Source organism: Magnetospirillum sp. UT-4 (genome assembly GCF_902729435.1).
GTDB lineage: Bacteria > Pseudomonadota > Alphaproteobacteria > Rhodospirillales > Magnetospirillaceae > Magnetospirillum.
In genome coordinates this window covers 62,791-84,166 of sequence record NZ_LR746521.1, presented here as the reverse complement: position 1 = coordinate 84,166, position 21,376 = coordinate 62,791, and the positions used below count along the sequence as shown (strand labels likewise).

General features: G+C 69.1%; 9 protein-coding genes. 4 read left to right on the top strand and 5 right to left on the bottom strand.

What is annotated here, in order from left to right; all coding sequences use genetic code 11:
• The first annotated feature begins 88 nt into the window (after positions 1-88).
• Positions 89-2,785, top strand: a complete 2,697-nt coding sequence (locus MTBUT4_RS15555; protein WP_173980612.1) for an HAD-IC family P-type ATPase — start codon at positions 89-91, stop codon at positions 2,783-2,785.
• On the opposite strand, the gene MTBUT4_RS15550 is transcribed toward MTBUT4_RS15555, so the two are convergent.
• Positions 2,775-2,957: a DUF1192 domain-containing protein gene (locus MTBUT4_RS15550; RefSeq protein ID WP_173980611.1), complete on the bottom strand. Its 183-nt coding sequence runs from the start codon at positions 2,955-2,957 to the stop codon at positions 2,775-2,777. The genes MTBUT4_RS15555 and MTBUT4_RS15550 overlap by 11 nt on opposite strands.
• Before the next feature lie 78 nt (positions 2,958-3,035).
• Between MTBUT4_RS15550 and MTBUT4_RS15545 the strand changes: the two genes are divergently transcribed.
• The 3 genes from MTBUT4_RS15545 (at position 3,036) to MTBUT4_RS15535 (ending at position 5,363) form a co-directional block, all read left to right on the top strand.
• Positions 3,036-4,028 carry an NAD(P)H-quinone oxidoreductase gene (locus MTBUT4_RS15545; protein ID WP_173980610.1) on the top strand — a complete coding sequence of 331 codons (993 nt, stop codon included), beginning with the start codon at positions 3,036-3,038 and terminating at the stop codon, positions 4,026-4,028.
• Between the two features lie 99 nt (positions 4,029-4,127).
• Positions 4,128-4,697 (top strand): DUF1013 domain-containing protein, encoded by a 570-nt coding sequence (locus tag MTBUT4_RS15540; RefSeq protein WP_173980609.1) that lies wholly within the window; start codon positions 4,128-4,130, stop codon positions 4,695-4,697.
• 165 nt (positions 4,698-4,862) lie between these two features.
• Positions 4,863-5,363: an RT0821/Lpp0805 family surface protein gene (locus MTBUT4_RS15535; protein WP_173980608.1), complete on the top strand. Its 501-nt coding sequence runs from the start codon at positions 4,863-4,865 to the stop codon at positions 5,361-5,363.
• A 435-nt stretch (positions 5,364-5,798) separates the two neighbouring features.
• Here the strand turns inward: MTBUT4_RS15535 and MTBUT4_RS15530 are convergent, their stop codons facing one another.
• From MTBUT4_RS15530 to MTBUT4_RS15515, 4 genes are all read right to left on the bottom strand, one after another.
• Positions 5,799-15,752: a hypothetical protein gene (locus MTBUT4_RS15530; RefSeq protein WP_173980607.1), complete on the bottom strand. Its 9,954-nt coding sequence runs from the start codon at positions 15,750-15,752 to the stop codon at positions 5,799-5,801.
• A 73-nt stretch (positions 15,753-15,825) separates the two neighbouring features.
• Positions 15,826-17,190 carry an HlyD family type I secretion periplasmic adaptor subunit gene (locus MTBUT4_RS15525; RefSeq protein ID WP_173980606.1) on the bottom strand — a complete coding sequence of 455 codons (1,365 nt, stop codon included), beginning with the start codon at positions 17,188-17,190 and terminating at the stop codon, positions 15,826-15,828.
• A gap of 14 nt (positions 17,191-17,204) precedes the next feature.
• Positions 17,205-19,385, bottom strand: a complete 2,181-nt coding sequence (locus tag MTBUT4_RS15520) for a peptidase domain-containing ABC transporter (protein ID WP_173980605.1) — start codon at positions 19,383-19,385, stop codon at positions 17,205-17,207.
• Entirely contained in the window at positions 19,382-21,331 is a 1,950-nt protein-coding gene (locus MTBUT4_RS15515; protein WP_256367265.1) for a peptidase domain-containing ABC transporter, read from the bottom strand. Before MTBUT4_RS15515 ends, MTBUT4_RS15520 begins: the two co-directional genes overlap by 4 nt.
• Between the last annotated feature and the right edge of the window lie 45 nt (positions 21,332-21,376).

The following is a 21,376-nucleotide window of genomic DNA, read 5'->3' as shown; positions in this document are numbered from 1 at the left end:
ATATTGAAGCCCTGCAATCCGGATCGGCTTGAGCCCTGCCGGGCATGGCCCTATCCTGGAGGTGGATGCGGCCAGCAGGAGTTTTCCCATGGCTTCCTCGGCTCCCAACCCGCCCGCATGGCATGCCCTGTCCACCGACGAGGTCCACACCCGCCTGGACAGCGGCCATGCCGGCCTGACCGGCGCGGAAGCGCGCAGGCGGCTCGAGCGCGACGGCCCCAACCGCCTGCCGGCGGCACGCCGGCGCGGGCCGCTGGTCATGCTGCTGGCCCAGTTCAACAACGTGCTGATCCACGTCCTGCTGGCCGCCGGCGCGGTCACCGCCATGCTCGGGCATTGGGTGGATGCCGGGGTGATCTTCGGCGTGGTGATCATCAACGCCGTCATCGGCTTCATCCAGGAAGGCAAGGCCGAGCGGGCCATGGAGGCCATCCGCGGCATGCTGACCCCGACCGCGGTGGTGCTGCGCGACGAGCACAAGCTCGAGGTCCCGGCCGAGGAGCTGGTGGTCGGCGACGTGGTCCTGCTGCAGGGCGGCGACAAGGTCCCGGCCGATCTGCGGCTGCTGCACGCCAAGGGCCTGCGCATCCTGGAGGCGGTGCTGACCGGCGAATCGCTGCCCGCCGACAAGTCCGCCCACCCGGTCGCCGCCGAGGCGCCGCTGGGCGACCGCCAGTCCATGGCCTATTCCGGCTGTCTGGTCGCCGCCGGCCACGGTGCCGGCATGGTGGTCGCCACCGGCGCGGCCACCGAGATCGGGCGCATCAGCGCGCTGCTGACCGAGGTGGCGACCCTGACCACGCCGCTGCTGCGCCAGATGGCGCAGTTCGGCCGCCAGCTCACCGCGGCGATCCTGGTGGTGGCGGCCTTCACCTTCGCCTTCGGCCGCTGGGTGCACGGCTTCGCCCTCGACGAGATGTTCCTGGCCGCGGTCGGGCTGGCGGTGGCGGCCATCCCCGAGGGCCTGCCGGCGATCATGACCATCACCATGGCCATCGGGGTGCAGCGCATGGCCCGGCGCAACGCCATCATCCGGCGGCTGCCGGCGGTGGAGACCCTGGGCTCGGTGGGGATCATCTGCACCGACAAGACCGGGACGCTGACCCTCAACGAGATGACCGTGCGCTCGGTCGAGACCGCCGCCGCCGTCTACGCCGTCGAAGGCGAGGGCTACGCGCCCCTCGGCCGCCTGCTGCGGGACGGCGCCGCGGTGGCGCCCGCGGATTGCCCGGACGCCGTCGAACTGTCCCGCGCCGCCGCCCTGTGCTCGGATGCCGACCTGGCCGAGCGGGACGGCGCCTGGACGGTGGCCGGCGACCCCATGGAGGGAGCGCTGCTGGCGCTGGCCGGCAAGCTGGACGTGGATTGGGGCCTCGAAGCCAAGCGCATGCCGCGCCTCGACCTGATTCCCTTCGAGGCCGAGAACCGCCTGATGGCCACCCTCAACCACGACCATCACGGCCATGCCTTCGCCGTCGCCAAGGGGGCGCCCGAGCGCATCCTCGCCTTGTGCAACCGTCAGCGCCGCGACGGCGCCGACGAGGTCCTGGACCTGCCGCGCTGGCACGCCGCCACCGAGGCCATGGCCGCCCGCGGCGAGCGCGTCCTGGCCATCGCCCTGGCCGCCATGCCGGCCGACCAACGGGTGCTGGCGCTGGAGGATCTGGAGGGCGGCTTCACCCTGCTCGGCATGGTCGGGTTGATCGACCCGCCGCGCCCCGAGGCCGTCGCCGCCGTGCACCGCTGCCGCGCCGCCGGCATCGCCGTCAAGATGATCACCGGCGACCACGCCGTCACCGCCGCCGCCATCGCCGGGCAGCTGGGCCTGGACAGCGGCAAGGTCGCAACCGGCGCCGATCTCGACGGCCTCGACGAGGCCGCCCTGCACGAGGTCACCGAGACCACCGCGGTGTTCGCCCGCACCTCGCCCGAGCACAAGCTGCGCCTGGTGATGTCGCTGCAGCAGGCCGGCCAGGTGGTGGCCATGACCGGCGACGGCGTCAACGACGCACCGGCGCTGAAACGCGCCGATGTGGGCGTCGCCATGGGGGCGCGCGGCACCGAGGCGGCCAAGGAGGCGGCCGAGGTGGTGCTGGCCGACGACAATTTCGCCTCCATCGCCCATGCCGTCGAGCAGGGGCGCATCGTCTACGACAATCTCAGGAAGGCCATCCTGTTCATCCTGCCCACCAACGGCGGCGAGGCGCTGGTGATGGTGGCCGCCGTGGTGCTGGGCCTGACCCTGCCCATCACCGCCAAGCAGATCCTGTGGATCAACATGATCACCGCGGTGACCCTGGCCCTGGCCCTGTCCTTCGAGGCGGCCGAGCGCGACGTCATGCGCCGCCCGCCCCGGCGCAGCGACGAGCCGCTGCTGTCGGGCTTCCTGGCCTGGCGGGTGACGCTGGTGTCGGTGCTGCTGCTGGCGGCGGTGCTGGCGACCTATCTGTGGGAGGTCCGGGCCGGCGCCCCCATCGAGGTGGCCCGCACGGTGGCGGTGAACACCATGGTGCTGGGCGAGGTGGTCTACCTGCTCAGCGTCCGCCGGTTCCTCTCGCCGGCGCTGTCGCGCGACGCCGTGACGGGCAGCCGCCCGGCACTGGTCTCCATCGCGATGGTGGTGGCATGGCAGCTGTTGTTCACCTACGCCCCGCCCATGCAGGCGCTGTTCGACAGCGCCCCCCTGGGCCTGGACGCCTGGGGCCGCATCGCCCTGGCGGGGCTGGCGGTCTTCCTGGCGATCGAGGCGGAGAAGCTGGTGCTGCGGCGGCGCGCTATTTCCTGAAAACCGAATCCGCGCCGGCGCGGGCGCTGCGCTTGGCGGCGATGGCGGCGCGGACGCGGGTGATTTCGGCCTCGAGGTCGGCGATATAGGCTTCCAGCTCCTCGATGCCCATGGTGTCCAGCACCCTGGGCGCCGGCTTCTTCGTCTTGGGGTCGAGGTCGTCCCAATCCATCGCCGCCTCCGTCCTTGCCATATGGGGACGAACGTACCAGATTGGCGCCGCCGCGGACAGGAGAAGGGGAACAAGCCCATGCTGCCGGACACCATGATCTGCATCGAGATTTCCGCCCCGGGCGGCCCTGATGTGCTGAAGCCGGCGACCCGGCCGGTCCCCGCCCCGGCCCCCGGCCAGGTGGTGATCCGGGTGGCGGCGGCGGGCATCAACCGCCCCGACGTGCTGCAGCGCCAGGGCGCCTATCCGGCGCCGCCCGGCGCCTCGGACCTGCCCGGGCTGGAGGTGGCCGGCCATGTCGCCGCGCTTGGGGAGGGAGTCGACTCTTTGGCGGTGGGGGACCCCGTCTGCGCCCTGGTGGCCGGCGGCGGCTATGCCCATTTCGTGGCGGCCGATGCCCGCCACTGCCTGCCGGTTCCCGCCGGCCTCGACATGGTGCAGGCGGCGGCGCTGCCGGAAACCTTCTTCACCGTCTGGCACAACGTGTTCGAGCGCGGCCGGCTGCAGGCGGGCGAGCGGTTCCTGGTGCATGGCGGCGCCTCGGGCATCGGCACCACCGCCATCCAGCTGGCCAAGGCCCTGGGCGCCACCGTCTTCGCCACCGCCAACGGCCCGGCCAAGGGCGAGGCCTGCCGGGGCCTGGGGGCGGACCGCGCCATCGACTACGCCGCCGAGGATTTCGTCGAGGTGGTCAAGGCCGCCACCGGCGGCAAGGGCGTCGACGTCATCCTCGACATGGTCGGCGGCGATTACATCGCCCGCAACCTCAAGGCCCTGGCCGCCGACGGGCGGCTGGTCAACATCGCCTTCCAGAAGGGCTCGACCGCCGAGCTGAACCTGATGGCGATGATGCTGAAGCGCCTGACCCTCACCGGTTCCACCCTGCGGCCGCAATCGGACGAGGCCAAGGCGCGGATGGCCAAGGCGCTGCGCGCACAGGTATGGCCGCTGATCGAGGCCGGCACCGTGCGCCCGGTGATCCACGCCACGTTTCCCCTGGAACGGGCGGCCGAGGCGCATGCGCTGATGGAGAGTAATACCCATATCGGCAAGATCGTCCTCACCGTTTGACCGGGGCGGGGTCGTCCCATATAACTAGCCGCGCATTTCAGATGACGTCCCGGGCCGCCCCTAGGGTTGCGGCCCGCGCGGACCCCACAAGGAGGTTTCATGGCACTGCCGCTCATGCCCAAGGCGACGGCCGTTTGGCTGGTCGAGAACACTGCCCTCAGCTTCGAGCAGATCGCCGATTTCTGCGGCCTGCACTCGCTGGAGGTGCAGGCGATCGCCGATGGCGAGGTGGCGACCGGCATCGTCGGCCTCGATCCGGTCGGCAACGGCCAGCTGACCCGTGACGAGATCGATCGCTGCGAGGCCGATCCCGACGGCCGCCTGAAGATCATCGCCACCGATTACCCGCAGCCCCGCTCCAAGCCCAAGGGCGCCCGCTACACCCCGGTGTCCAAGCGCCAGGACCGCCCCGACGCCATCGCCTGGCTGCTCAAGCACCACCCCGAACTGACCGACGCCCAGCTGTGCAAGCTGATCGGCACCACCAAGCCGACCATCCAGTCGGTGCGCGACAAGACCCACTGGAACGCCGCCAACATCAAGCCGCGCAACCCGGTCACCCTGGGCCTGTGCAGCGAGGCCGACCTGGAAAAGGCGGTGGCCCTGGCCCACCCCCGCGTCGGCGCGACGGCGCCCCAGTACCACGACGACGGCGACCACGCCGAATAGAGCCCTCGGGTCCCATATCCCGACCATGACGCCCGCCGGCAACGGCGGGCGTTTGCGTTTTGCCCCCCGCCCCGCTTTCGCCATAATCGCGCCCCGCTTCCGCCTCCATTCCGGCTTATCTTCGCGAGCGTGGGCCGATGCGGCCCCGGTCCAGTGGAGGTAAAGATGAGGAAGGTTGCGATCGCCGCGGTTCTGGCCCTTTCGCTTTCGGCCTGTGCCCAGCCCGGCTACAACAGCGGCGGCGGCGGTGGCGGCGGGATGATCTCGAAGCAGACCGGCGGTGCGGTGCTGGGCGGCGTCGGCGGTGCCCTGGCCGGCTCGCAGTTCGGCAAGGGCAAGGGGCAGCTGGCAATGACCGCCGTGGGCACCCTGCTGGGCGCCTTCATCGGCTCCGAGGTGGGCTCGTCGCTGGACCGCGCCGACCAGGCCTATGCCAGCCGCGCCGGCGGCCAGGCCTTCGAATCGGCCCGCTCCGGCCAGTCCATCGCGTGGAACAACCCCGACAGCGGCCATTACGGCACCATCACCCCGACCCGCACCTTCGAGGCGGCGCCCGGCCAGTACTGCCGCGAATATCAGCAGACGGTCTCGGTGGGCGGGCGCGAGCAGCAATCCTACGGCACCGCCTGCCGCCAGCCCGACGGCTCGTGGAAGGTGATGAATTAGGGTCCGTACTCGATTAGAGCCGGATGCTATCAGGTTGAATCGCGAGGCGATCCAACCTGATAGCTGAATCCGCCTCTAAATCAATAAATTAGAGTGCGATTCAGACATTAGGTCGGCGCACCCCGTGCGCCGACCTAATGTCATCGCGCTCTAGGGTCCGTACTCAATTAGGGTGTGGCCTGCGCCGAGACGAATTTGCCCGCCTGGCAGGAAGGACGCGCAGCGCGATGTGGACCATCGCGCAAGCGGCCTGACGCACCGGGAGGGCAAATTCGTCCGGCCCGGAGGGTTGGCGTTCCAAGGGCGCCCTGGTACGTTGCCGCCGCTAGGCGATGCGTCCAGCATCGCCGTCGCGCCGGCGCCTGCCATTGCGCCCTTGGAACGCCAACGCAGGCCACACCCTAATTGAGTACGGACCCTAATTGAGTACGGACCCTAGACCGCCAGCTTTTCCATGTGGTTGAACACGATGGTGCTGTGGTCCTCGAACTCGATGCGGCCCGAGGCGTCGCCGTTGAACACCAGGTCGCCGTTCTGGTCGATCTCGGCCGTGCCCGAGCCTTGGTCCAGGTGAACGATGAAGTCCTTGTCCGTCGCCGAGATGCCGGTGATCACGGTGGGATCGTTCTGATCCACCTGCAGCAGCCAGTCGCCGGCGCTGCCGTCGGCGTGCTGCACCACCAGCATGTCCAGCCCGTTGGTGCCGTTGAAGGTGGTGCCGCCCGATTCGGGGCTGACGTACAGGGAATCGCCGTTGACCACGGTTCCCGACGAGGTCCAGCGGATGTCGCCCAGGGCGTCGCCCTGCAGGGTCACCGGGTCGGTGGCTCCGGTGGCGCCGATGGAGGCGCTGGTCTGCACCGTGTCCTGCGCCCCCGCTTCGTCGAACACCGTCACGTTGAACGTGCGGTTGCCGGGATCGATGGCGCCGGTATCGTTGGTCAGCACCACCTTGGAGGCGATGGCGCCGTACTCGGCATAGGTCCCGCTGCCCGAGAACACCAATGCATGGTTGCCGGTGTCGTAGGAGACGGTGATGCCGGTCCCTTCGACCACCAGCGAGCCGGATTCGTCGAAGCCCAGGGCCAGGCCCGACACGCCCAGGCTGTCGCCCATCTCGTGGCCGCCGGCAAAGCCGATGGTCATGCCCGACAGGGCGGTGCCATCGACGTCGGCGACCTGGATGGTGTCCGGCCCGGGCAGGACGTGGATCGGCTCCGACACCGAGGTGCCGTTGACGCCCTGGCTGACCGTGAACAGGGACACGTCGGGGGCATCGTTGACCGGGTCCACATGCACCGTCAGCTGGGCGGATGCCGATTGCTCGGTGGCCCCTTCCGCCGCCGTGGCGGTGACGGTCAGCACCGCGTCGCCGTACCAGTTGGCCGGCGGCACCATCTTCAGTCCGGAAATGTCGGCGGCGTCGATGATCCACTTGCCGCCTGAGGATTCCACCACCTGGGTGCCGTCGACAGCCAGGAACTTGGTGCCCGCCGGCGCGCCGGTGATGGTCACCGACAGCGTCTCCGAGCCGTCGGTGTCGGTCAGAGCGGCCGAGAACGAGACCGCGAAGGCGGTATCCTCGCTGCCCGAGGCCTGGTTGTCGGCAGCGCCGGGGGTGAGGTCGGTCACGGTGAGGGTCGGCATGTCGGCGTCGCCCGCCAGGGTGACGGAGAACGCCTTGGTCACGCTGTTGGCGGTCGAGCCGTCATCCACCGAGGTGGCGAAGACCGACATGGCCCAGCTGCCCGAGGCGTTGAGCGGCCCCTTGAAGTGCAGGCTGCCCATATCGGCGGACTCGATCTTCCACACGCCGGCCGACAGTTCGGTGCCGACCGCGTGGCCGGCCCCATCGGTGAAGACGGCTCCGGCGGGAACCCCCGAGATGGTGACCGACAGGCCTTCCGACAGGTCGATCAGCTGGGCGTTGAGGTTCAGCGCCAGTTCGACGTCCTCGGTCCCCGACACCGCCTGCGGATCGATGGTCGGCTGGTCGGCGACGCCGTTCACGGTGACGGTGAAGGTGCCGCTGGCCGAGGCGATCTCGTTCTTCACCCCGTTCTCCGAGGTGTAGGCGGTGGCCGACAGCGTCCAGTCGGTGCTGTCGTCCTGCATGGGCAGGAAGCTGACCCCCGTCAGCTTGGCCACCCAGCCATGGGTGGGATCGTTGACGACGCTGACATTGGCCCCCTTGACCGTCCAGGTGCCGTCGTTGTTGTTGAAGGCGCCCTGGATCAGCGCCCCGGCCGGGACGTTGCCGATGACCACGGAAATGCCTTCCGAGCCGTAGGCGTTGGCCCCCACCAGGTCCTTGCCGTCCAGCATCACGTCCAGCGCGATGGCGGTGTCCTCGTTGCCGCTGACATTCTCGGCATACACCGTCGGCACGTCGGCATCGGCCACCACCGTGAAGCTGAGGCTGCCGGCGGCGCTGACCGCCGTCGCCCCCTGATCGGTGACGTCGATGGAGAAGCTCAGGGACACGGTGCCGGAATACTGCGCCGGCGGACGGAAATACAGCCCGGTCAGGGTGCTGCTGCCGTTGGCGGCGAACTCGGCGACGTTGACCTGATAGGTGTTGGCGGCGACCGGGGTGAGCGGCGTGCCGTTTTCGTCCACCAGCTGCCCCGCCCCGCCGGTCAGGCGGATGGTGAGCACGCCGTCGACCAGGGATTCGGAATGATCCGCATCCAGTTCCGACAGCGAGATGGTCAGCGGGACGTCGCCCATGTCCTCGACCACCGCCGCGCCGCCATTGGCCGCCAGCGAGAACGAGGCGCCGTCGGTGACCGGGCTGACCGTCACCGGCACGGACGCGGCCTCGGTGACGGCATAAAGGCCGTCCTTGACCGCCACCGCCCGCAGGCTGATGGACATGGTGCCCGAGAAGTCGTCGGGCGGGGTGATGGACAGCGACGAGGCGGCGCTGGCCGGCACCACCCAGTCGCCGGTCAGGAAGTTGTAGTAGCCGCCCGAAACCGAGGCGCCGGCCGGCACGTCGGTCACCACCAGGCCGCTGATGGTCTCGGTGGCCGGGTTGTCGGCGGTCACCGTCAGGCCGCCCAGGTTGAAGGCGATGTCCTCGGGCGTCGCCAGGGTGCCGGTGATGTCCGGCGCCCCGATGGTGGCCGGCGGCGTGGTCGGCCACGGCCCGCTGCCGGGATGGCCGCCATCGGCCGCCACCGTCAGGGTCACCGCGACGGGGCCGAAGCGGTCGGTATCGACATGGCCCTCGGCATCGGTGTCCTTGACCACGGCGTAGAAGTTCAGCGTCGCGGAGCCGGTGTAGTCGGTGGTGAAGGTCGGCGGGAAGGTGCCGCCGCCGGCCGGCAGGATCCAGGTCCCCTCGCCGGCATTGATGCCCCAGGACAGCTCCATGCCCTGCGGCACGCCGGTGACCATGAAGTAGCTGGCCGCCTCGGACAGGTCGGCGTCGTTGAGCCCGAAGGTCAGGTTGGCGCCGGTGTCGGAGGCGAGATCGATGACTTCGCCGGGATAGGCGCTGATGGTGCTGTCGTCCACGGTGAAGGTGGGCGTATCCACGTCCGGCGCGATCGCCACCTTGCCGTTGACCACCTTGACCGCGGTGGAATCATCCACGTCGGTGGCGGTGACGGTCAGCTTGATGGGAATGTCGTTGGACCAGTCCGCCGGCACGCCGTAAAGCCGCAGCGCGCCCAGGGTGCCGCTGTCGAGGCTGAGGCCGTTGGCGGTGTTGTCGGTGAAGTTGCCGGCCAGCGGCAGCTGGTCGCCGGTGGGCGATTCCGACAGCGAAATGACGATGTGGCCGTTCACCGGCGTATAGGTCTGGCCGCCGAAGGTCAGCGACACGTCGCCCGCATCGATGCCGCCCAGCAGGCTGGTGTCGAGGTCGATGACCAGGGCGCTGATGCGCTCGACCCCGCCGGTCTTGTCGGCGACGCCGGCCGAGACGTTGATGAGAATGCCGTTGTCGGTTGCGCCGGACAGCCAGCCGTCCTCGGTCACCGAGGCGCCGATGGAGCCCGACGGCGTGTCGGCGTCGGCATCCACCACCACCCGCAGGGTGCGCTCCTGGCCCAGGGAATGGCCGTCATCCTCGGTGGTGATCAGGTCGAGCTTGACGTCGAAGGTCCCGGCATAGTCGTCCGGCGCGCGGAAGCGCACGTCGCCGAGATGGGCCGGATCGACCGACCACTTGTCGCCGCCGATGTACTTCAGATATGAGTCGCCACCATTGGCCATCTCGATGGAGACGTCGGCGGGCACGTTCTTGATGACGATGGACAGCGTCTCGGAATTGTCGATGTCCAGCGTGCCATAGGACCCGAAGCCGGGATCGATGAGGGCACCCGAGGAAGTGCCGGTGGCGTCGCCATCGGCCTCGGTGACCTTGTCCTCGATGCCCACCGCCTTCAGGATCTGGCGGCCGTTGGCATCCAGCACGGCATTGCCCTGGGCGTCGGTCAGCAGGTGCTCGGCCGGGATTTCCGGGCCGTCCGAGATGCCCTTGACGATGACCTTGAGCACCTGGGTGTTCTCGGCGATGTCGAGGTTGGAGCCTTCCGTCGAGCGGGCGGTGACGGTGATGTTGCCGTCCACGTTGGAATCATGCTTGGGCGTGAACCACACGTCGCCGATCTGCGCCGGAGTCAGCATCCAGGTGGTGCCGTTGGCATCGGCCACCGGCTGGTTGTTGCCGTCGAACGACACCAGCACGCCGGCCTGGGCGCCGGCGGCGGTCTGCAGGGTGCCGCCATCGGGCAGGTTGGACACGAAATAGGCCAGCGTTTCCGAGCCGTCGGCATCGGTCAGCGCGGCCCGGATCTCCAGCTTGACGCGCGAATCCTCATCGACGCGGGCATGGGACAGCTGCAGGGTCGGGGTGTCGGCATCGGCGTTGACCACCACCTGGAAGGTGGTGTGGCTGGTCGCCTCGGCCACCGCCAGCTGGTTGCCGGTGGCGGCCTCCAGCGTCCAGGCGTGGAACTCCATCTGCACGTTGTTGGCAGCGGTGAAGTGCTTGTCGGCCGGCGGATTGACCACCACCTCGTCGAGGCGGGCGGTGTCCAGCCGCCACTGGCCGCCGCCCAGGTCCTGGGCCAGCGAGCCATCGGCGTAGCCCACCGTCCAGCCGGTATCGACGCTCCACAGCTCGGCCTTGGACAGGGATTCGGAACCGTCGAGATCGACCCGCACGGCCGACAGGTCCAGCGCCACCGCCGTGTCCTCGGTGCCGGTGACGACGCCGCCGATGGCGTTGCCCACCGTCACGACCGGAGCATCGGCCACCGCCTTGACCGTCAGGGTCCGGTTCGGGGTGGTGTAGCTGTTCTGGGTGCCGCCGGCATCCTCGCTGGTGACGCGGATCTTGTAGATCAGGTCGGTGTCGGAATGCTCGACGTTGTCGAACCTGACGTTGTCCAGCCGGAACTCGACCGGGACGCCGGATACCGTCTTGACCGTGGTCAGGCTGCCCACCGGGAAGGAATAGACGTAGTTGGTGCCGTCATCGGTAAAGGCGTAGGCGTTGCCGCCGGCATCGGTCAGCTGGCCGTGGGCGGTCGCCTTGGGGATCAGGATGTCCACCGTGCCGAACAGGTGCTCGGAGCCGTCCTGGTCGTTCAGGGTGAATTTGGGGTTGAAGGAGATCAGGGTGTCCTCGTTCCCCGCCGACAGCGTGCCGACCGTGGTGGTGTCGGCCACCGGATTGACCTTCAGGGTCAGGGTCATGGGGTCGGAGACGTTCTCGGTGGCGCGGCTCAGCCCGGTGCCGGCCAGCGCCGAGGTGTCGGCGTTGTAATCGGCCTCGCGCACCACGGTGCGGATGTCGAAGTGGATGGTGTCGCCATCGGTGGCCGAGGACCAGTTGGCCTTGCCGCCCACATAGACCTTGCCGGCGAACACGTCGGCGGACGAGACCTCCCAGTAGCCGGAGGCGGGCAGCGCCTGGTACTCGCCGGTGGCGATGGTGGCATCCGCGCTGATGGCCAGGCGGGTGCCGGTCTCGGTCGGATAGACCCGGAACAGGGTGATGGTTTCCGAGCCGTCGGTGGACACCGCCGTCGCCGCGCTGGTGGCCAGGGCCGCCCCCGCCTCGCCCGAGGCGCCGCTGACCGGATCGTAGCCGGCCAGCACCGAGCGCAGCTGGAACAGGGTGTCTTCGTTGATGATCTGGGTGTCGGCATCGACCCGCACCGTCGGCTTGTCGGCGTCGCCGAACACGGTGGCGGTGACGCTGGCCGAACTCACCGCGATCTTGGTCGCCACCTGGCTGCCGGTGGAAGCCTCGGTGGAAACCGACTTCACGGTGAAGGTGAAGTCGGAATCGCTGTCGGTGGCGAGGCCGTTGGCCTTGAGCCCGCTCAGCTGCGCCTGGGTCAGCTTCCAAGACCCGGCAGGCACCGTGGTCGTGCCGTCGGCCAGGGTCTCGGCGCTGGTGAGGTAGGTACCGGCGGACAGCGTCATCCCGGCAGGCAGGTCCGAGACATAGACGGCCAGGGTTTCCGAGCCGTCGGTGTCGGTCAGCGCGGTGGTGATGTTCAGCGCCACCCACTTGTCCTCGACGCCCACCGCATTGGCCGCCAGGGTCGGCGCGTCGGCGACCGCCGCGATGACCACGTTGACCGGCACCACCACGTCGGCGGAATCCGGCGACACGGTATCGGTGATGACGGTGGCGCGGTCGATGCCGCCGGAATCGGCGGCCGCGTCGGCGTCGCGGTCATAGGCGATGGCGCGCAGGTTGAGCGCCATGTCGGAATCCGAGTTGGTGTCGGTCCAGCGCACCTTGACGTTGGCGAGGTTGCCGGTGACCTCGTAGCCGGTATGGGACTGGCCGTCCGAGCCGGTATAGGTGACCTGGGTGAAGCTGGCGCCGCTATCGACGCGGGCCAGTTCGGCCCCGGCCGGCAGGTCCTCGATGAACACCCTGAGCGATTCGTTGCCATCGGCGGCGTTGACGCTGGCCGACAGGTTCAGGGTGGTCCAGGCCCCCTCGTTGCCGGCGCCCGAACCCGAGGCCGACGGATCGACGATGCCGACATCGACCATGGCGGTGACCGGCCCGCTGATGGCCATGTCACCGTTGCGCGCTTCCTCGGTGGTGGACCACACGCGGAAGGTCATGTCGTCGGAATAATCGGCCGGCGGCGTCACCGTCAGGGTCGGCAGGTCGGCCGGCGCCAGCTTCAGCGCCCCGGCGGGAATGGTGATCCCGTCCACCGTCACCGCCTCGGCGGTGATGGAACCGTGGTTGAAGGTGGCCCCGGCGGGGAAGTCGGCGACATAGACCCACTGCGCTTCCGACCCGTCCAGATCGACCAGCGACGCCGAGATGTCCACGGCGATGGCGGTGTTCTCCATGCCGTAGGTGCGGCCGGCGGCCAGATCGGGGGCGTCGGCCACCGCCTCGACGGTCACCGTCCCGGTGGTGGTGAGCACCCGCGACACCCCGGTCTGGGTGTCGTAGGCGGGTACGTTGACGGTGTAGCTGGCGTCCTCGGCCAGATGGGTGGCCGGGAAGAACTTGAGGCCGGCCAAGGTCCACTGGTTGGCGTCACCGCCCGACTGGACGAAGGCCGAACCGGGAATGGACCAGGTATAGGCGCCGTCGCCGCCGATGGTGGGCGTGAGGGTGGTGGTGGTGCCGTCCAGGGTCAGCTCGAAGCGGCCGCTGGTCATGTCGGGATCGCTGGCGACGATGGTCACCGTCCCGTTGGGATCGGGGCGCTCCGAGAAATCGGTGTCGGTGAAGGTCGCCACCGGGTCGATGGTGATGCCGCCGACCTGGTCCTCGATGCCGGCATTGGCATCGACCAGGGTGGCGGTGTCGTGCACCGGATCGATGACCAGGGTCAGGCGGTCGAAGGCGCTGATCGCCTGGCCGTCGCGCGTCAGGGTCGGGTTGGCCGCCTGCAGAGCGTCGTCGGTGGCGTCGTTGGCCTCGGTCGCCACGGTGCGGATGTCGAAGTGGATGGCGTCGGCGGTGTTGGACGAGGCCCAGTCGGCCGGACCGCCGACCCGGACCTGGCCGTTGAACACCTGCGCCGCGCTCACCGTCCACAGGCCGTCGGTCAGGGCCATGTCGGACCAGGTGCCGGTGCCGGCGTCAAAGGTCTGCAGCCGCAGGCCGATACCCTCCACCGGGTCGATCTGGAAGGTCAGGCTTTCCGAGCCGTCGGGGCTGGCGGTCAGGCCGTCCGCCCCGCCCTGCTCGCCCAGCGCGCCGGTGACGGCATAGCCGCCGTCCTCCAGCACCGTGCGCAGGTTGTAGAACCCGTCCTCGGCCACATGCTTGGCCGGCTCGTCCACCAGCACGGTGGGGGCATCGGCGTCGGACAGCACCTTGACGGTGATGGTCGAGGTGGTGCTGGCGGTCTTGACCGCCACCTGATCGCCGGTCGCCGCCTCGGTGGTGGTGGCGGTGATGGTCAGGTTGAAGTCGCTGTCGCTGTCCAGCGGCGGCTTGAACTGCAGGCCGGCCAGCTGATCGGGAGTCAGAGTCCAGGTGCCCGAGCCGGCGGCGCTCTCGGTGCCGACGTTGAGGGCGAAGCCGGCCGGGCCGGTGACGGTGATGGACAGGCTTTCCGAGCCGTCGGCATCCACCAGGGCGGAATCGATGGTCAAAGCGTGCCACTGGTCCTCGACGCCGATGGCGCTGGCCGACAGGGTCGGGGCGTCGGCCACGGCACGGACCACGGCGGTGACATCGACGGTGACCGAATTGACGTCGGGGGCGCCGGCCTGGACGGTGGCGGTATCCACGTCGGTGTCGCCGTCGCGCACCGTCGCGGTCAGCTTGAAGCCGATATCGGCATCGGTGTGCTCTGGCGTGGCCCAGCGGACCTTGAGATTGTCGAGGTCGGTCAGAGCGATGGCATAGCTGCCGTCGCCGCCCGGAACCAGCACGGTGCCGGAATCCTGGTAGGCCAGCTCGGCATCGGCCGGCAGGTCGAACAGAGAGACCGTCAGCACCTCGGTGCCGTCGGGCAGGTTGACCGAGGCGTTGAGGTCGAGATTGACCCACTGGTCCTCGTTGCCGGTGCCGGAGCCCGAGGCCGACGGCGCGACGATGCCGACATCGACCTGGATGGTCAGCGGATCGGAAATGGCGGCGTCGCCGTTGGAGGTCTCGGTGCTTAGCCCGCGCACGGTCAGGGTGAAATCGTGGCTGTCATTGGTCGGCGGCAGAACCTTGAGGTCGGCGAGATCGGCGGCGTTCACCAGCACCGAACCGGCCGGAATGGTGACTCCGTCGATGACAACCGGGGCCGTCAGCACGGTGCCGTGGTTCAACTGCGCGCCGTCACGCAGGCCGGTGACATAGACCTGCTGATACTCCGACCCGTCCTGGTCCTTGTTGGTGATGTCGATGCTCAGATCCTGCCACTGGTTCTCCATGGCGAAGGTATCGGCCACCGCGATCACCGGCGTATCGGCCACCGCCTCGATATGGACGGGCACCTGCAGCGTGGTGTTGGCGGTGCTGGTGGGGTCGGTGGTGGTCGCCGTCACCGTCAGCTCGAAATCACCCGAGAAGTCGGCGTCGTCGTCGGAATCGACGTTCATCAGGTAGATGTTGGCCAGGTCGTCGGCCGTCGGGTTGGGGAGAATCCAGGTATCGCCGACCCACTGTCCGATCTCCACCCGGTCGCTGTTGACGATCTTGAAATCGTCGGGAACGCCCTTGATCTCGAGGCGCGACAGGGTATCGCCGCTGCCGTCGCTGTCATTGAGGGAAATGGTGAAGTCGAGGTGGGTCAGTTCATCCTCGACGCCGCTGGCCGCCGAGGCCAGCGCCAGCGACGGCGCCTGCGCCTCGCCGTCATCGGGGGGGACCTCGTCGGTCTCGGGCGGCAGTTCCTGGACGACCGGGGCGGCGGCGGCCTGTTCGGCGGCCGGGGCTTCCTCTTCCTCGTCGGTGCCGATGGCGTCCTCGATGGGGCGCTCGGCCACTTCGGGCTCCTCGGGCGGCGGGGCGGGCTCGACGCGAGCCGGCGCGGGCTCCTCGGCCTCGGCCTCGGCCTCCTGCGGGAAGGCCGGGAAGGGGTTGCTGAACTGGGCGGCGACCTGGTTGTCGGGCTCGCTGGGGACGTAGGGATCGGGGACCACCTGGTCGCCGACCGGGACCGCACCCTCCTCGGCCGGCGCGCCGGCCACCATGCTCTCGAAGGTCTCGCGGCCGGCGCTCTGGACGTTGGCGAAGGCCTTGACGTCGTCGCCCTCGACCTCGTCGGTGTTGCTGAGCTCCTGCTCCTGGGCGTCCTCGAGGCCGTCGAGGCCCTTGCCGTCCAGGTGGAGGGCGTCGAGCGTCGATACGTTGTCGGTGCCAGTGCCGGCGCCAGTGCCGGTGTCGGTGCCGGTGTCGGAACCCTGGCCCTCGGTCGTGTTCAGAGTATCTTCAGCCATTCCGTCCTCCACGCGCCCCGACTGGGGCACAATTCCCGGTCAATTATACATCAAATGTATATGCCATTTCCACTCAGCGCTCGCGGAACGCCTGCGAGAACGAGCGCTGCAGCGGCTTCAGCAGGTATTCCAGCAGCGTCTTGCGGCCGGTGATGATGTCGGCCTGCACCGTCATGCCGGGCAGGATGACGTTCTCGCCCGGCATGCCGCCGACCCAGGGGTGTTCGATCTCGACCCAGCCCTTGTAGTAGGGCGAGTTGTCCTTCTCGTCGACATAGGTGGTCGCCGAGACGTCGCGCAGGTGCCCCTCGACGCTGCCGAAGCGGACGAAGTCGTATGAGGCGACCTTGACGATCACCTTCTGGCCGTTGTGCAGGTGGCCGACGTCGCGGGTGCTGATGCGGGTCTCGATCAGCAGGTCGTCGCCCACCGGGACGATCTCCATCAGCATGCCGCCGGCCGGCACCACCGCCCCCATGGTCTTGGCCTTGAGGTTCTGGACGTAGCCCTTCGCCGGCGAGACGATCTCCAGCCGGGTCACCCGGTCGGTCAGGCGGGCCAGCGAATCCTCCACCTGGGCCAGTTCGGCGGTGACCGTGCCCAACTCGCCCAGGGCGTCCTGGCGCTGGTTGTTGTCGAGGTCGGCGATGCGCTTGGACAGCTCGTCCAGCGCCTTGGCGGCGGTGGCCTCCTGGCCCTTCAGGCGCGACAGCTCGCTTTCGACGGCTGCACGCTGGCGCCGCACGGCGTAATAGTCGACCTTGCTGGAATGGCCGGCGGCGTACAGGGTCTCGCGCATGGCCACTTCTTCGGTGACCAGCTTCAGCTGTTCCGACACCGACCGCTGCTGCGACTGCGCCGCGTGGATTTCCTCGCGCTTCTGCAGGATCTGCTCCTCGAAGACCTTCTTCTGCGACAGCCACCGCTGCGAGTTGGCGGCCAGGATGTCCTGCTGGTCGTTGACCACCGCCAGGTACTTCTCGGGAATGCCGGTATAGACCGGCTGGCGGCCTTCCGCGAAGGCGCGCAGGCGTTCCGCCTTGATGATCAGCCCCCAGCGCCGGCTCTGCGCCTGTTCCAGTTCGGCGGTCGCCTGGATCGGGTCGAGGCGCACCAGCACCTGGCCCTCCTCGACCATCGCCCGGTCCTCGACCAGGACCTCGCGCACGATGCCGCCTTCCAGGTGCTGCACCACCTGCACCGACTTGGCCGGCACCGCCGACCCGAAGGTGACCGCCACCTCGTCGATGCGCATGACGGCCGCCCACAGCACGAATGCGACCACCACCGCGCCGATGATCACCACCGCCGAGCGGGAGACCACGGATATGCCGGCCTCCTCGACGATGGCGAACTGGGCCAGGTGCCGGATCTGGCGCGACGCCTTCTCCAGCTTGGGGGCCGGCGCGGACTGGGAGGTGGCGGAAGTGGCGGTCATGGCGGACGTAACCCTTAGAAGAAGTTGGGCGGCAGGCGGTCGAGGACCTGCTTGGCCGGCCCGTACATGCGCAACTGCCCCTGCACCATCACGGCGACCTTGTCGGCCAGCTTCAGGTGGCTGGGGCGGTGGGTGACCAGGAAGACGGTGGAATGGGTCTTCATGCGCTCGAGCGTCATCATGAACTGGCGGTCGGCCATGAAGTCGAGCGTCGAGGCCGGCTCGTCGAACAGCGTCACCGGCGCCCGCTTGAGATAGGCGCGGGCGAGCGACAGGCGCTGGCGGAAGCTGGCCGGCAGGCGGTCGGTGGTACCGTCGCCCAGCTTGGTGTCGAACTGATAGGGCAGTTCCAGGATATCGCCCAGCATCCCGGCCTCGCCGCAGGCCCAGCGCAACTCGTCCAGCGAGGCCTCGGGACGGGCCAGGCGCAGATTCTGCGAGATGGTGCCGAAATAGATGTCGGGCTGCTGCGGGACGTAGGCGACCAGGCGCCGCAGCTCGATGGGATCGAGCTGGCGGATGTCGATGTCGTCGATCAGCACCGCCCCGGTCTGCGGCCGGTAGAGGCCGAGGATCACCTTGAGCAGGGTCGACTTGCCCGACCCGTTGGGGCCGACCAGCGCCACCACCTCGCCGGGCTCGGCCTGCATGGTCACGCCCAGGATGGCCGGGTCGGCATCGGGGCTGTAGCGCAGCGACACGTTGGACAGCGTCACCCGGCCGCGGAACTGGGGCACCGCCTGGATCGACGGGGTCAGCATGCGCTCCGGCTTCAGCTGCATCAGGCGGTTGATCTGGGTCACCGAGGCCTGCACCCGCTCGATCTGCGAGGCCAGCGAGAACCCGGTCTGGATCGGACGCAGGATCCACCACACCACGATCATGGTGGCCATCAGGCCGCCGCCGGACATGGCGCCGGCCAGCACCCGGTCGACGCCCCAGCCCAGGGTGGCGACGCCGGCCAGCACCACCACGCCTTGCGAGAAGGTGGCGGCGATCAGGTTGGCCCGCGCGGTGGAATGGTTCTTCAGGCAGGCATCGGCCGACAATTCGCGGAACCGCTCGGACCAGATGCCGGCGGCCCCGGCCTCCTTGATGGCGCGCGGCTTGGACAGCGCCTCGACCAGGAATTCCTGCCGCCGCGACGCCGCCCGCGTCGAGGCGTTGACCCGGGCCTCGACCACCGGGCGGGCGACGATGGCGATCACCACGAACACCACCAGGGCGCCCAGCGGCACGAACACCAGCGGCCCGCCGATGATCGCCATGACGATCAGGAAGACGACGATGAACGGCGCCTCGGCCAGGGTGGTGGCCAGCGGTCCGGTGAAGAACTCGCGGATCATCTCGAAATCGCGCAGCCGCGCGATCTGCGCGTTGGAATTGGCCTGCTCGGTATAGGGCGGCGCCAGCAGCATCAGGCGGCGGAACACCGCCAGACCCAGCAGATGATCCAGCCGCGCCCCCATATAGGCGATCATGCGCGACCGCACGCCGCGGATGGCGAAGTCGCCGGCCACCGCGATGACCGAGCCGGCCAGCAGCGACACCAGCAGCGGCACCGAGCCGGTGGGCAGGAACTGGTCGTAGATGGCCATGATGAACAGCGGCGTCACCAGCACCAGCAGATTGGACACCAGGCTGGTACCCAGCATGCGCAGGAACAGCGGCACGAAGCGCTTGAGCACCGAGGTGACGAAGTTCTTCGGCGTCTCCTCCAGCCGCTGCTGGGTGTCGGCGTCGAGCGGGCGGAACAGATAGATGCGCCCGCGCTCGGCCGGGGCCGGGACGGTCCGGTAGACCTGCTCGCCGGCATCGAAGGCGACGATGCCGCCCTCCTCCGCGCGCACCAGCACCAGGGCGTGCCCCTCGGGCGGCAGGTACAGGCACGGCATCAGCCGGGGATCCATGCGCGCCGGGGCCAGATCCAGGGAATGGCTGGTGAAGCCCAGATTGGCCATCACGTTCAGCAGATCGGTGAGGTCCAGCTTCTCGGCGAAGTGGGGCAGCGATTCGGCGACATGGACCAGGTCGCCTTCCCAGCCCAGCGCGGTGAGCAGCGGCAGCACCGTGGCGGCCAGGTCGGTGACCGCCTTGAAGCCGCCGAGGGTGCCGCTGGCCGCCTGCTCCTCGTTGAGGTCGTAGCGCCGGTGCGGGGTTCCCCAGGCGATGTCGGGAGCGTCGAGGAGGGTCATGCCGAGACCTTCACGAAGCCAGCGGCGGGCACCACACCCTCGGCGGGCGCCACATCGGCGGCGGGGCCGGACTCCGAGACGGCGACGAAACCGGGGGCGGGCACAAGACTCGAGGCGGGCGCGCGACCAGCGGCGGGCGCGGCGGCGGCCCTCGCGGCGAGCACCGCCCGCGGGGCGGGCGCCGGCTTCGGCGCCGGCACCACGGCGATGGGCGGCCGCGCCGCCGGGGTCTCGGCAACCGGCGCCTGCTCGGCCGGCGCCGCGGCGACGGGCTGGGGTGCCGCCGCCACCGCCGGCACCAGCACGCCCTTCTCGATGCGGTACATGCGGTCGGCCAGGCGCTGCAGCGACGGGCGCAGGGTGATCATGATCAGGGTGACGTCGCGCGACAGGGTCTCGAAGTAGTTGCGCAGCCTTTCGTCGCCGGGACCGTCCATGGCCGCGTTGGCCTCGTCGAACAGCAGCACCCGCGGGCGGCTGACCAGGCTGCGCACCACCGCCACCCGCTGGATGACGCCGCGCGGCAGGATGTCCGAGCCGCCGTCGCCGACCCGGGTGTGGTAGCCGTTGGCCAGCCGGTAGATGACGTCGTCCAGGCCCAGCAGCCCGGCCAGGCGCAGCGCCTCCTTGCGCCGCTCGGCGCGGAACATGGTGAGGTTTTCCAGGATGGTGCCGCGCAGCAGCTCGCCCCGCTGCGGGATCAGCGCGACGCCGTCATGGCGCAGCAGGTGGTCGCGGTCGTACTCGCCCACCGGCACCCCGTCCAGCAGGACGCTGCCCTGGTGCGGCGCGATGCTGCCGTGGATCAGGCGCAGCAGGGTCGACTTGCCGGCGCCGTTCTCGCCGCCGATGGCGATCCGTTCGCCCGGTTCCACCGTCAGCTCGAGGCCGGCGAAGATCGGGTCCTCGTCGGGGACCGGACGGAAATGGACGTCCTTCAGCTCGACCTTGCCCACCAGCGGCGAAGTCACCGGGCTGGCGGGCTGGCACTCCTGCGGCAGCGCGAAGATGGTCTCGAAGCGGTCGCGCATCATCACCGCCTGGCGCCAGCGGGTATAGAGGCCGACCGCCTTCTGGATCGGCTGCAGCGCCCGGCCGGCGAGCAGCGTGCAGGCCGACAGGCCGCCGACGGTGAGCGCGTTGTCCACCACCATCAGGCCGCCGAACACCACCACCGACAGGGTCAGCAGTTGCGAGAAGATGCCGGCGATGCCCATGGACTCGGCATTGACGCTGACCACCCGGTGGGAGTTCTGCGCCACCGCCGCCTGCAGCCGGGCGTAGCGCTGGATCATCTGGGCTTCCATGGCCAGCGCCTTGACCGAGTGGACGCCCTGGATCACCTCGATGGAGAAGTTCTGGCGCCGGTCGCGGACCTGGTTGAAATCGGCGATGGCCTTCTCCGCCTTGGCCTTGCCGGCCAGGGTGAAGCCGATGAAGGCCGCCAGCACCAGGGTCGGCGCCAGCACCAGCCAGCCGGCGAGATAGGCGATGCCGCCCAGGAACAGCAGCACGAAGGGAAGGTCGCAGACCACCAGGGTCCAGTTCTCGGCGAACACCTCGCGCACGGTGGGCAAGCCGCCCAGGCGCTCGATCAATTCGCCGGCACCGACCCGCTCCAACTCGTCGGCCGGCGTATTCATGATCCGGGTGAAGGAATTGCAGGCGGACTTGTGTTCGTACTGCACGCCGATCCAGCTGATGATCTCGGCCCGCGCCACCCGCAGCGTCGATTCCAGGAAGATCGCCCCGGCGACGCCGGCCAGAAGCAGCAGCAAGGTGCCGATGGACGAATTGGGAATGATGCGGTCGTAAACCTGAAGCAGAGCCAGCGGCAGGGCCAGGGCCAATACGTTCAGAACGACCGAGGCTACCCCAACGTATCCCCCACCCCTTCTGAGGTCTGAGATGGAAACGATTCCTTCGTCTTGGGACCCTGAAGACATTGCAATGCATCACGCTCAATTCCACTGCGGGCATTGTGTGCGCAG